General features: G+C 69.9%; 4 protein-coding genes. All 4 read left to right on the top strand.

Annotated elements, in window-relative coordinates:
* Nucleotides 1–58 precede the first annotated feature (58 nt).
* Nucleotides 59–3,973, top strand: coding sequence for a GH36-type glycosyl hydrolase domain-containing protein (locus ACFOM9_RS12200; RefSeq protein WP_386711114.1), 3,915 nt, complete (start codon nt 59–61; stop codon nt 3,971–3,973).
* A gap of 14 nt (nt 3,974–3,987) precedes the next feature.
* Nucleotides 3,988–12,717: a GH36-type glycosyl hydrolase domain-containing protein gene (locus tag ACFOM9_RS12195; RefSeq protein WP_386711111.1), complete on the top strand. Its 8,730-nt coding sequence runs from the start codon at nt 3,988–3,990 to the stop codon at nt 12,715–12,717.
* Nucleotides 12,718–12,874: 157 nt separating this feature from the next.
* Nucleotides 12,875–13,438: a hypothetical protein gene (locus tag ACFOM9_RS12190; RefSeq protein WP_386711108.1), complete on the top strand. Its 564-nt coding sequence runs from the start codon at nt 12,875–12,877 to the stop codon at nt 13,436–13,438.
* A gap of 310 nt (nt 13,439–13,748) precedes the next feature.
* Nucleotides 13,749–14,162: a twin-arginine translocation signal domain-containing protein gene (locus ACFOM9_RS12185; protein ID WP_386711105.1), complete on the top strand. Its 414-nt coding sequence runs from the start codon at nt 13,749–13,751 to the stop codon at nt 14,160–14,162.
* Nucleotides 14,163–14,564: the final 402 nt, after the last annotated feature.

Below are 14,564 nucleotides of genomic sequence, written 5' to 3'. Positions count from 1 at the left end.
CCCGGTGACAACCACGAACGTGTCATAAAGAGCGGTCGCCCGCAGGAGTCCACGTTCCATGCCAGATCACGCTTCCAGGGCCGCACGCGCGCCCGTCGCCGGCCGGTCGCCGGCGTCGCACCTGCTTTCGAACGGCCGCCACACCGTGATGCTGACCGACGCGGGCGCCGGTTACACCCAGTGGAACGACTGCGCGATCACGCGCTGGCGCGCGGATCCGACCTGCGACGATCGCGGGTGCTGGGTCTACCTGCGCGACGTCGACGACGACACCACGTGGTCGGCGGGGCTGCAGCCGGTGCGCCGTGCCCCCGATGAACATGCCGTCGAATCCAGCGAGGATCGCGCCTGCATCCGCCGCCGCGACGGCGACATCCAGACCACCACCGAAGTCCTGGTCGCGGGCGATGGCGACGTCGACGTGCGCCGCATCACCCTGCACAATCTCGGCAGCCGCGCCCGCACGATCGAGCTGACCACGTATGCCGAACTGGTGCTGGCGCCGGCGCAGGGCGATGCGGCGCATCCCGCGTTCTCGAAGATGTTCGTGCGTACCGAATGGCTGGGCGAGCGCGAACTGCTGCTGGCGACACGGCGGGTACGTAGCCCGGGCGATCCCTCGGCCTGCGCCGCACAGTGGCTGGCCCTGGAAAGCGGCGCGGGCGACGGGCTGCAGTGGGAAACGGACCGCGCGCGCTTCATCGGTCGCGGCCGCGACCAGCGCGCCCCTGCGGCGCTGACGACCGACCTGTCCGGAACGGTCGGCACGGTGCTCGATCCGGTGTTCTGCCTGCGCCGGCGCCTGCGCATCGGGGCCGGCGAATCGGCCACGGTGCAGCTGTGGACGGTGGCCGCGGGCACCCGCGAGGAAACGCTGGCGCTCGCCGATCGCTGCCGCGTCGCGGACGCTTTCGCGCGCGCCTCGGACGGCGCGTCGCGGCATGCACAGGCGCGGCTGGCCGAACTCGACATTGACGAAGCGCAGGCGCGGCGCTTCCAACGCCTGGCGTCCGCGCTGCTGTATGCCGATCCCGCGCTGCGCGTCGCTCCGGACCTGCGCGCGGCGGGGCAGGGCGGCCCGCCCACGCTGTGGACCGGCGGCATTTCCGGCGACCGGCCGATCGCGCTGCTGCGGATCGAGGACGACGCCGGGCTCGCGCTGGTGGACGAGCTGCTGCGCGCTGGCGCGTACTGGCAGGCGCATGGCCTCGATGCCGACCTGGTGGTGATCGCCGAAGCAACGGCAGGAAGCGCGGCGCTCCACGCTGTGCTGCAGGCACGTTTCGACGCCCACGCGAAGCGGTTCCCGCGCCCGGGCGGCAAGCCGAACCTGTTCGCGCTGCGCAGCGACCAGTCCACGCCGGAATTGCGTGCAGGCCTGGCCACGGCCGCGGCCATCGTCCTCGACCAGCGCGACGGATCGCTCGCCGCGCAGGTCGATGCGCTCGATGCGCCGACGGATGCGACAGCGGCCGCGCGTGGCGAAGCGGTCACCACCACCTTGGAAGGCAACTCCCCGGCCACCGCACACGGCGGGCCGACGGGCGGCATAGAAGACACCCTCGAATTCTTCAACGGCCACGGCGGATTCGCCGACGACGGCCGCGAATACGTGACGATCATCCGCGACGGCGTGCTGCCGCCGATGCCCTGGCTCAACGTGGTCGCCAATCCGGACTTCGGATTCACCGCGACCGAGGCCGGCGGCGGCTACGCGTGGTCGCAGAACAGCCAGCGCAATCCGATCACGCCCTGGGCCAACGATCCGGTCTCCGATCCGCCGCAGGAAGTGCTGTACGTGCGCGACGAGGACGATGGCCGCATCTTTACCGCCACCGCGCTGCCGCGCCGAGGCGACGACGGCGAGTACGTCGCGTGCCACGGCCGCGGCTACAGCCGCTTCCAGCACACCGAACACGGGATCGAACTGGATCTGTTGCAGTACGTGCCGGTCGAAGACGGACTCAAGATCTCGCGCCTGCGGCTGCGCAACCGCTCCGGGCGCGCGCGCAAGCTGTCGGTGACGGCGTTCGTGCAGTGGGCACTGGGGCCGAACGGCACCCGGCCTGCGCCCTTCGTCGCGACCGCGCGGGACGCGGGCACCGGCGCACTGTTCGCCGGCAACGCCTGGCGGGCGGAATTCGGCGAACGCGTGGCCTTCATCGACCTGCTGGGACGGCAGACCTCGCACGGCGGGGATCGGCTCGAGTTCATCGGCCGCCACGGCGATCTCGCCGAACCCGCGGCGCTGCGCACGAACGCGCCGCTCTCCTGTCGTACCGGTGCCGGCCTCGACCCCTGCGGCGCGCTGCAGGCCGGCATCGAGCTTGCCGCCGACGGCGAGGACGAAATCGTGCTGCTGCTGGGCGATGCCGGCAGCGCGGATGCCGCGCGCGAACTGATACGGCGCTATCGCGAGGCGGATCTCGACGGCGTGCTGCAGGCGGTCACCACGCAGTGGGACGACATCCTCGGCACCGTGCAGGTGCGCACGCCGGACCGCGCGATGGACCTGCTGCTCAACGGCTGGTTACTGTACCAGGCGCTGTGCTGCCGGGTGTGGGCGCGCACCGCCTACTACCAGGCCAGCGGCGCCTACGGTTTCCGCGACCAGCTGCAGGACGTAATGGCAACGTGCATCGCGCGTCCGGACGAAACCCGCGCGCAGCTGCTGCGCGCTGCCGGGCGCCAGTTCGAACCCGGCGACGTGCAGCATTGGTGGCTGCCGCCGGGCGGCGATGGCATCCGCACGCGCATGACCGACGACCGCCTGTGGCTGCCGTTCGTCGCCTGCCACTACATGGACATCACCGGCGACATCGCGGTGCTCGACACGCGCCAGGCCTTCATCGAAGGACCCGAACTGGAGCCCGGGGTGCACGAGGCCTATTACCGCCCGGCCATCTCCGACGTCGACGCCAGCCTCTACGAACACTGCGCGCGCGCGATCGACGTGAGCCTGTCGCTCGGCGTGCACGACCTGCCGCTGTTCGGCACCGGCGACTGGAACGACGGCATGAACCGCGTCGGCGAGCAGGGCAGGGGCGAAAGTTCGTGGCTGGGCTGGTTCCTTTGCGCCACGATCGATGCGTTCGCGCCACATGCGAAGTCACGCGGCGACAGCGAGCGCGCGGCGCGATGGGAGCAGGTCGCGCAAACCGTGCGCAAGGGCCTCGACGCGGGCGGCTGGGACGGACAGTGGTACCGCCGCGGCTATTACGACGACGGAACGCCGCTGGGCTCGCACGAGAGCGCGGAATGCCGGATCGACACCATCGCCCAGTCCTGGAGCGTGATCGCCGGCGGCGGCGACCCCGCGCACGCGGCCTCGGCGATGGAGCAGGTCCACCGCCAACTGATCCTGCCTGACGAGAAGCTGGCGCTGCTGTTCACGCCGCCGTTCCAGGACGTCGAGCAGGACCCTGGCTACATCAAGGCCTATCCGGCCGGGCTGCGCGAGAACGGCGGCCAGTATACGCACGGCTCGCAGTGGTCGATCTTCGCTTTCACCAGGCAGGGCGACGGCGACCGCGCCGAGGCGCTGTTCTCGCTGCTCAACCCGATCCACCATGCGTCCACCCCCGAAGCCGTCGCTCGCTACAAGGTCGAACCCTACGTCTCGGCCGCGGACGTGTACTCGGTCGAACCCCACGTCGGCCGCGGCGGCTGGACCTGGTACACCGGGTCCGGGGCGTGGCTGTACCGGGCCGGGCTCGAGGCGATCCTGGGCTTCCACCTCCGCGGCGACCGCCTGCTGCTGGATCCGTGCATCCCGCGCGACTGGCCCGGCTTCTCGATCGAGTACCGCCACGGCGCAAGCCGCTACCTGATCGAGGTCGCCAATCCGCACGGCGCGTCTCGCGGCATCGTGCGCTGCGAACTCGACGGCCGCGCGCTCGAGCCCGATCCCTGCCTGCTGCCGCTGCGCGACGACGGCGCCGTGCATCGCGTCGCGGTCGAGATCGGTCGCTGATGCCGGTGCGCGTGATGCCGCCCCGCAAACGCCCCGGCGAAACCGCCCGCCAGTGGCTCGCGCGGCGCGCGGCGCGGCGGTCGGAGGCCGCGGCTGCCAACGACCCGCGCGAACTCCCGCTGCGCGCGCAGCTGTTCAGCGCCGAGCAGATGGAACGCCACGGACGCGTGCTGGCGCAGGCGCACCGGCTCAGCGATCGCCGCAGTACGGACCTGCTGCTGGCGCGCCTGAGCGCGAACGAAGCGGTGATCGAACGTGCGAGCCGGCTGCTCGGCGAGGCCGCGCACGCCAAGCGCCGCCTGACCCCGGCGGGCGACTGGCTGCTCGACAACCTGTACCTGATCGAGGAGCAGGTGCGGATCGCACGCCGCCACCTGCCCAAGGGCTACAGCCGCGAACTGCCGCGCCTGGAAGGCGGGCCGTCCGACCAGCTGCCGCGGGTCTACGACATCGCGCTCAACGCGATCTCGCACGGCGACGGCCGCGTCGACGTCGAGAGCCTGGGACGCTTCATCGCCGCCTACCAGTCGGTCACGCCGCTCACGCTCGGCGAACTGTGGGCGATCCCGATCATGCTGCGGCTGGCGCTGATCGAGAACCTGCGCCGGGTCAGCGCGCAGGTGATCGCCGGGCGGATCGACCGCGACCTGGCCGACCTGTGGGGCGACCGCTTCGCGGAGATGGCAGAGTCCGATCCCAAGAGCGTGGTCCTGGTGATCGCAGACATGGCACGCGCGCAGCCGCCGCCAAGCAGCGCATTCGTGGCCGAAATCGTGCGCCGGCTGCAGGGGCAGGGCGCCGCGCTCGCCCTGCCACTGACCTGGATCGAGCAGTGGCTGGCCGACCACGAGCAGGGCATCGCGACGCTGGTGCATGCCGAGAACCGGCAGCAGGCCGCCGACCAGGTGTCGATCAGCAACAGCATCGGCAGCCTGCGGCTGCTGTCGATGACCGACTGGCGCGAGTTCGTCGAGGCCATGAGCGTGGTCGAGGCGACGCTGCGCGACGACCCCGATGGCACGTACCCACAGATGGATTTCGCCACACGCGACCGCTACCGGCATGTGGTCGAGCGCATCGCGCGGCGCGGCAGGCGCGAAGAGCCCGAGGTGGCCCGCGCCGCGCTCGGACTCGCGCGCGAAGCGGCCGTGGAACCCGACGGCAGCGCCATCGGGGCGCACGTCGGCTGGTATCTGGTCGACGACGGCCTGCCTCGGCTGGAGCGCGCGCTCGGGCTGCGGCGCGGGCCGCTGGCCTCCATCCGCAGCGGCACCGGGCGCATTCCGCTGCTGGCCTACATCCTGCCGATGGCCGCGGTGGTGGCACTGTTCACGACCGGCCTGGTGCAGGATGCGAGCGCGATCCTCGATGAGCGCGGACTGCTGGTGCTGGTCGGCGTGCTGGCCGTGATCGCCTTCAGCGAACTGGGCGTGGTGCTGGTGAACTGGTTCGCCACGCTGCTGGCGATACCGCGGGCGCTGCCGCGGATGGACTTTTCCACCGGCATCCCTCCTGACGCACGCGCGCTGGTGGTGGTGCCGAGCATGATCGGCGACGCCGATTCCGTGCACGCGCTGGCCGACGCGCTGGAGGTGCGATTCCTGGCCAACCGGGACGACAACCTGTGCTTCGCGCTGCTCACCGACTTCCTCGACGCCGACGCGGAAACCCTGCCCGGCGACGACGCCGTGCTGGCAGAAGCACGGCACGTGATCGAGGCCCTGAACGCACGCCACGCCGGCAGCCACGACGTGTTCTTCCTGCTGCATCGGCCTCGCGCCTGGAACCCGCGCGAGCGCGCGTGGATGGGACGCGAGCGCAAGCGCGGCAAGCTCGCCGACCTCAACGCCTTCCTGCAGCGCGGCGACGCGGCCGCGTTCGCCAGCATCGTCGGCGATGCGCAGTCGCTGCAGGACGTGCACTACGTGATCACGCTCGACACCGACACCCGCCTGCCGCGCGACGCCGCGCGCGAACTGGTCGGCACGCTCGCCCATCCGCTCAACCGCGCGCGGCTGGATCCCGCGCGACGCGTGGTGTCCGGCGGCTACGGCATCCTGCAGCCGCGGGTGGGCGCCAGCATGGCCGGCGAACGCCGCTCCTGGTACGCGCGCCTGTTCGGCAGCGAGCCGGGCATTGATCCGTACACGCGCACCGTTTCGGACGTCTACCAGGACCTGTTCGGCGAGGGGTCGTTCGTCGGCAAGGGCATCTACGAGCTGGAGGCGTTCGAACGCACGCTCGACGGGCGCTTCCCCGACAACCGGATCCTGAGCCACGACCTGCTCGAAGGCTGCTACGCGCGCGCCGGCCTGGTCAGCGACGTGCAGCTCTACGAGGACTATCCCGACCGCTACGCGCTGGACGTCAAACGCCGCCATCGCTGGATCCGCGGCGACTGGCAACTGCTGCCGTGGCTGCTGCCGTGGGTGCCGCTGCCCGGCCGACGCATGGAGCGCAACCCGCTGTCGATGCTGTCGCGCGGCAAGCTGCTCGACAACCTGCGCCGCAGCCTGGTGCCGGCGGCCACCACCACGCTGCTGGTGCTCGGCTGGCTGCTGGCGCCGCATGCGCTGGGCTGGACGCTATGGGTGCTCTCGACGCTGCTGGTGGCGCCGCTGGTCGCCACGCTGACCGCGCTGCTCGACAAGCCACGCGAACTGCCGTGGCGCGCGCACCTGTGGCATCGCGCGCAGGCTGCCGGCCGCGACCTGGCCCGGATCACGCTCGCCGCGGCATTCCTGCCGTACGAAGCCTTCTACAGCCTCGATGCGATCCTGCGCACGCTGTGGCGGATGCTGGTGTCGCGCAAGCGGATGCTGCAGTGGAGCCCGTCGAGCCAGGTGGAAAAGACGCTGGGCAGCGGCCTGGCCGCGTCGCTTCGCGAGATGTGGTTCGCGCCGCTGTGTTCGACCGCGGTCGCGCTGCTGCTCGCGCGCTTGCATCCGGCGTCGCTGCCGATCGCCGCGCCGCTGCTCGCGCTGTGGCTGCTGTCGCCGTGGCTGGGCTGGTGGACCGGCAGGCCGCGCGCGCGCAGCGCCGGCCAGCTGTCGACCGGGCAGGTCGATTTCCTCGGCCGCCTGTCGCGGCGCACGTGGGCGTTCTTCGAGGATTTCGTCACCGGGGCCGACCACTGGCTGCCGCCGGACAACATCCAGGAGCACCCGGCGCTGATGGTCGCGCGGCGCACCTCGCCGACCAACATCGGCCTGGCGCTGCTGGCCAACCTGTCCGCGCACGACTTCGGCTACCTGCAATCCGACGGCCTGGCTGGCCGCATCGCCAGCACGCTGGGTACGCTGGAATCGCTGCCGCGGCATCGCGGCCACTACTACAACTGGTACGACACCGAAACGCTGCAGCCGCTGCCGCCGCTGTACGTGTCCACGGTGGACAGCGGCAATCTCGCCGGGCACCTGCTGACGCTCCGGCAGGGCCTGGTTGCGCAGGCCGACGCGCCGATCCTCGCGCCCGCGACCTGGGCGGGACTGCGCGACACGCTCGCGGTACTGGAGGAAGCTGGCGGCAGCGTGGCCGACGCGCTGCGACACAGGCTCGATGCGCTGGCGGCCGCGCCTCCGGCAACCTGCGCGGATGCGACCTCGGCGCTCGCCGAACTCGAAACGCTGGCGGGGCCGGTTGCGGCGGACGCCACCGTCGAACTCGCGCCGCAGGCGGACATCGCCATCGAAGCCGCGCCGCAGGCAGGCGCAGCGACCGAGGCGGACTACTGGCGGCGCAAGCTGCTGCAGCAACTGCACGCGGCGGCGGCAGCGCTGGCGTGGCTTCCGCCGTCGCACGCCGCGACCTCCATCCCGACGCTGCGCGAACTCGCGGTGTCATCGGGCGAGGCGCAGGACGTCGCACGCGCGCGCATCGCCGAGTTCGAGCGCCTCGCGCACCTGGCCGGCCGATGCGCGCAGATGGAGCTGGACTTCCTCTACGACCGCAGCCGCCACCTGCTCACCATCGGCTACAACGTCGAGGAACATCGCAGCGACCCGGGCTACTACGATCTGCTCGCCTCCGAGGCACGCCTGTGCAGTTTCATCGGCGTCGCCCGCGGCCAGCTGCCGCAGGATGCCTGGTTCACGCTGGGGCGGCTGCTGACCGACGTCGAAGGCGACCCGGCGCTGCTGTCGTGGAGCGGCTCGATGTTCGAGTACCTGATGCCGCAGCTGGTGATGCCCAGCTACGAGGGCTCGCTGCTCGACCAGACCGCGAAGGCATCGGTGGCCCGGCAGATCGAATACGGGCGCCAGCGCGATGTGCCCTGGGGGATCTCGGAGTCCGGCTACAACACCGTCGATGCGCGCATGAACTACCAGTACCGCGCGTTCGGCGTCCCCGGCCTTGGCCTGCGGCGTGGCCTGGCGCAGGACCTGGTGATCGCGCCCTACGCCAGCATGATGGCGCTGATGGTGGCGCCGGCGGAGGCCTGCCAGAACCTGCAGCGCATGGCGCAGGAAGGCTTCGCCGGACGCTATGGCATGTACGAGGCGATCGACTACACGCCGGCACGGGTTCCACGCGGGCAGACGCATGCGCTGGTGCGGTCGTTCATGGCCCACCATCAGGGCATGGGCCTGCTGGCGCTCGACTACCTGCTGCACCAGCAGCCCATGCAGCGCCGCTTCCTGGCCGATCCCGAATTCCAGGCCACGCTGCTGCTGCTGCAGGAGCGCATCCCGCGCACGGGCGCCTTCCATCCCAACACCGCCGAGGTCGAGGGCGCCGCGATCGCGCCCGACGCCACCGAGACGCGCCTGCGCATCTTCCGCAACGCCTCCTCGCCGCGACCGGCCGTGCAGCTGCTGTCCAACGGCCGCTACCACGCCATGCTCAGCAGCGCCGGCAGCGGTTACAGCCGGCTGCACGAGATGGCGATGACCCGCTGGCGCGAGGACGGCACGCGCGATCCCTGGGGCACGTGGTGCTACCTGCGCGAGGTGGACAGCGGCCGGTTCTGGTCGGCCTCGTACCAGCCCACGGCGGTGGAAGTTTCGGGATACGAGGCGATCTTCTCCGATGCCAAGGCCGAGTTCCGCGGGCGCCACCACGGCTTCGAAACCCACCTGGAAATCGCGATCTCGCCCGAGGACGACATCGAGCTGCGCCGGCTGCACGTCACCAACCAGTCGCGCGCCGCCCGCAGCCTGGAGATCACCACCTACGCCGAAGTCGTGCTGGCGCCCGCGATCTCCGACGAGCTGCATCCTGCCTTCAGCAACCTGTTCGTGCAGACCGAACTCGTGCCCTCTCGGCAGGCGATCCTGTGCACCCGGCGTGCGCGCGCGCAGGACGAGGTGCCGCCGTGGATGTTCCATCTCATCGCCGTGCACGAAGCCGACGTCGACGAGATCTCCTACGAAACCGACCGCTCGCGCTTCATCGGCCGTGGCCGCGACGCGCGCGCGCCGCAGGCCATGGTCGAGCGGGGGGCGCTGTCCGGCAGCCAGGGATCGGTGCTCGATCCGATCGTGGCAATCCGCAGCCTGATCACGCTGGCGCCGTACCAGAGCGCCACCATCGACATGGTCAGCGGCATCGGCGCGACCCGCGACGACTGCAGCGCGCTTGTCGACAAGTACCGCGACCGGCGCCTGGCCGACCGCGTGTTCGACCTGGCCTGGACCCACAGCCAGGTGGTGCGCCGGCAGATCAATGCCTCGCAGGCCGATGCGCAGCTGTACGAGCGCCTGGCCGGGCTGGTGCTGTACGCGAACCCCGCGCTGCGCGGGGAGCATTCGCTGCTGCTGCAGAACCGTCGCGGCCAGTCGGGGCTGTGGGGGCAGGCGATTTCCGGCGACCACCCGATCGTGCTGGTGCAGATCGCCGACGCCGAGAACATCGAACTGGTGCGGCAGATGGTGCAGGCCTACGCCTACTGGCGGCTCAAGGGCCTGACCACCGACCTGGTGATCTGGAACGACGAGCAGGGCGGCTACCGGCAGCAACTGCACGACCAGATCATGGGCCTGATTTCGGCCGGCGTGGAAGCCAACGTCATCGACCGTCCCGGCGGCATCTTCGTGCGTCCGGCGCACCAGCTGCCGCAGGAGGACCGTATCCTGCTGCAATCAGTGGCGCGGGTGATCGTGAGCGATGCGAACGGCACGCTGGCCGAACAGGTCGCGCGCCGGCCGCCGCCCGACACGATCGTGCCACCGCTGCAACCGCAGCCGACCCAGTACGAACTGATGGCGCTGCCGACCCCGGAAGAAAACGCCGGCGCCGGCCGCGCGGGCGATGCGACGTTCGACCCCTGGCCGTTCGATGCGGTGCTCGGGCCGCTGCGCGAAGGCAACGGGTTCGGCGCGTTTTCCGCCGACGGCCGCGAATACGTGATCGACCTGCAGGCGGGGGACGCCACCCCCGCGCCGTGGTCGAACGTGCTGGCCAACCCGCAGTTCGGCTGCGTGGCCAGCGAATCGAATACCGGCTATACGTGGTCGGAGAACGCGCACGAATTCCGCCTCACCCCCTGGCACGACGATCCGGTCTGCGACGCCGGCGGCGAGGCGTTCTACCTGCGCGACGAGCAGACCGGCCGCTTCTGGTCGCCGACGCCACTGCCATGCCGCGGCGAAGGCGCGTATCGCGTGCGCCATGGATTCGGTTACAGCGTCTACGAGCACGAACAGGACGGCATCGCCAGCGAACTGTGGGTGTATGTGGCGCGCGAGGCGGCGGTGAAGTTCAGCGTGCTGCGGGTGCGCAACGCAAGCGGCCGCACCCGCAGGCTGAGTGCGACGGGTTACGTCGAGTGGATCCTCGGCGACCTGCACGCCCGCACCCAGATGCACGTGGTCACCGAGGCCGAGCCGGAACGCGAGAACGGCGCCGTGCTGGCGCGCAACGCCTACAACTCCGAGTTCGGCGGGCGGGTGGCGTTTTTCGATGCCGACATCGACGCCGGCGGCTGGCACGGCGAGGACGCACGCCGCAGCGTCAGCGGCGATCGCGCCGAGTTCATCGGGCGCAACGGCAGCCTGCGCGCTCCCGCGGCGATGGCACGCGAGCGTCTGTCAGGACGGCTGGGCGCCGGGCTCGATCCCTGCGCCGCGGTCCAGGTCGCGCTGGACCTGGCGCCCGGGCAGGCGCGCGACATCGTGTTCCGGCTCGGCGCCGGCCACTCGCATGCGGACGCGCTGGCGCTAGCACGCACCCATCGCGGCCACGACGCGGCGTGGGACGCGCTCGATGAGGTCCGCATCGGCTGGTTGCGCACGCTCGGCGCGGTGCAGGTGGAGACGCCGGAACCGGCCGTGGACCTGCTGGCCAACGGCTGGCTGCTGTACCAGACCATCGGCTGCCGCTATTTCGCGCGCAGCGGCTATTACCAGTCCGGCGGCGCATTCGGCTTCCGCGACCAGCTGCAGGACACGATGGCGATGCTGCACGCCGAACCGAAGCTCGCGCGCAGCCACCTTCTGCTGTGCGCCGAGCACCAGTTCCTCGATGGTGACGTGCAGCACTGGTGGCATCCGCCGCTCGACCGCGGCGTACGCACGCGGTGTTCCGACGACTACGTGTGGCTGCCGCTGGCCACCTGCCGCTACGTCGAAGCCACGGGCGACCGAGACGTGCTCAACGAGCGCCTGACCTATGTCGAGGGACGCCGCGTCGATCCGGACGAGGAATCGTATTACGACCTGCCGTCGCGCTCCGGCCTTCGCGAAACGCTGTACCAGCACTGCGTGCGCGCACTCCAGCGGGCGCTGGACCTGTTCGGCGAACGCGGCCTGCCGCTGATCGGCACGGGAGACTGGAACGACGGCATGAACCGGGTGGGGGAGGGCGGCCGCGGCGAGAGCGTGTGGCTGGGGTTCTTCCTCTACGACGTGCTCGGCCGCTTCCATGCGCTGGCGCGCGACCGCGGCGACCTGCTGTTCGCCGAGCGCTGCCTGGACCGGGCCACGCAGCTGCGCCAGGCGCTCGAGGCGCAGGCCTGGGATGGCGCCTGGTATCGCCGCGCGTGGTTCGACAACGGCGCGCCGCTGGGTTCGACCGAAAGCGACGAATGCAACATCGACTCGATCTCGCAAAGCTGGTCGGTGCTGTCCGGCGCCGCCGACCCCGCTCGTGCCAGGCAAGCGATGGAGTCGCTGGACCAGCGCCTGGTGCGGCGCGATGCCGGCCTCATCCAGCTCCTGGATCCGCCGTTCGACCGGACCGCGCAGGATCCGGGCTACATCCGCGGCTACGTGCCGGGCGTGCGCGAGAACGGCGGCCAGTACACCCACGCTGCGGTCTGGGCGACGATGGCCTTCGCCGAGATCGGCGACCACGCGCGCGCGTGGGAGCTGTTCCGCATGATCAACCCGATCCACCACGGCGACACCGCCGAACGCATCGCGACCTACAAGGTGGAACCCTACGTGGTCGCGGCCGACGTGTACGCCGTCGAACCGCACGTCGGCCGCGGCGGCTGGACCTGGTACACGGGATCGGCCGGCTGGATGTACCGGCTGGTCATCGAATCCCTGCTCGGCCTGAAGCTCGAGGGCGGCACCCTGCGGCTGGCGCCGTGCATTCCAGCCGACTGGCCCGGCTACGCCATCCGTTACCGCTACCGCGACACCGTGTACCGCATCCAGGTGCACCGCGGTGCGGGGCAGGGCACGCCGCCCCGGCTGCTGGTCGACGGCATCGAACAGCCGGGCCTCGCGATTCCGCTGCAGGACGACCACGCCCAGCATGCGGTCGAGCTGTGGCTGGCCGATGCGGCAACGGACGGCTGATCGCACCCGGGCCGGAACGATCAGCCTCGTGACCGCAGCCGCGCGCTTCTCATCCTCGCTCGGGAGCGTGCAACACACCGCGGCCTTGGCTTCCTCCGCTGGACTACGGGGGAGGTCCGGGGAGGGATTGCGCAATCACCGGTGTGCCTTCGAAAGAATGACGAGCGAGCGCGGGAAACTCCGACAGGCAGATGCGCGTTCGCCCGACACGGACGCGCGAAAAAGCCGGCTTCCCGAAACCATCGCGTCCCCCGATGCTGCACATCTGTTCGAACCACGACCAGGGACGGTCACCGTGCGAAAGCACCCCTTTCTGCTCCTCCTCCTGCTGGGCGCCTGCTTCTGCGCCGACTCGCAAACCCTGCACCAGTGCAGCGGCCGAAGCGGCACCACCGCCTACCGCAGCGGCGCGTGCCTGGCCGGCGAACGACTGGTTGCCGTACGGGACATCGAAGTCGAAATCGCGCCGGACCCTGTGTCGCAAGACGCGCCAGTCAGGGTCGGCAGCCACGGAAGATCCAGGCGGGCGACGCAACCCGGACGCGTCCGCCCCGCGCGTGCCACGCGCCGGTCGTCGTGCTCAAGCCGAAACAAGTCGACCGTCGACCCGTGCACCCGCGAAAAGCGCGCCCGCGACGGCTTCCAGCGGCGCCGCGGGATCAAGGTCACGATGGCCGAACTGTCGCGCTGGAACCATCGGGTCTACGACGCCTGCAAGTGACTGGTGGCCGACGCGGGAGCGTGCTGGAGTCGAAGCATGCTTGGCGGCGGCAAACTCCAGCCATCAGGACGATCTCCGTGAACGATTCGCCCCGACGGATGCCAGTGAGGCGTCGCACCCTGATGCGATCGCCATCGGCCGAAACAGGTGCTTGCCAGTCATTCGCCAGCCGGCCCACGGCCGAACCGCGGCGTGACGTTATGCACCACGCGTTCATGGTGCGTCCGCAGGTGTTCGACATGGCAATCCAGTTGCACGACGGTGCGGTGGTCTTGCATGGACCTGCCTCCAGGGTTGCTAGGCTTCCACCATGGACAGGATTTCGCGTCGACGATTCGTGGTAGGGCTGGCAGCGGCACCGGCAGCAGGCCTTGCCGGCCCGTGGCTGCAAGCCTCTACTTTACATAATAGGCATTATGCGCAATCCGATACGCAAGGGAACGTACGGCAGGAATCCATCGCCACGGATGATGGACGCCAAGAAAACGCCCCCTCGCGAACCGACAAACGCCCATTTGCCGACCAACAATCGCCCGCGTTTCGTACATCTACCAAGAAAACACCCGGACGACGCAACAATTACCGACAATCCGCCCGAAATTTCTGTTGTCCGCGGCGAAGTGTCCCCGGTTGCACATTTGCGCGTCTGACGTCGCCAGCAGCTTTGCGACCAACAAAGTGCCTGCAGTTCTCAACTGCGCCATCGCGGGTGCCGGGCTGTTGAGCACACTTGGGTGATCCCAGCACACTCCGCCAACCCTCCGCTTCTACCGCGCTCCCATAGCACAAAATTCAAACTCGCAGTTGGGCTTCCCAGGTTTCACGTTGTCGAAGTCTAGTCGCCTCAGTTTCCACGCCCGACGATGGCTCCCGGACCGACAGCTCGGCTGTTGTTAATCACACACATCGCCCCGCACTCGCATGGGTACTGCCAGAGATGTCGTGCACTCATGGATTGTGTTGGGTCAACGTACGATCGAGCGGGTTCAACCGTATCGAAGAACCCCGTTCATTGGTTCTCCCGCCGATAGAACGGCTCCACGCCGCTCTCGGAAACGAACGACGTCCCCCCGCTTTTAGTAGCGGGGCGATTTAGAGTCCGGGGTGGATGGTAGTGGATGCCAGT

This window comes from Luteimonas notoginsengisoli, assembly GCF_042648885.1.
GTDB lineage: Bacteria > Pseudomonadota > Gammaproteobacteria > Xanthomonadales > Xanthomonadaceae > Luteimonas > Luteimonas notoginsengisoli.
The sequence above is the reverse complement of the archived record's forward strand: the minus strand, read 5'-3'. Positions and strand labels throughout refer to the sequence as shown.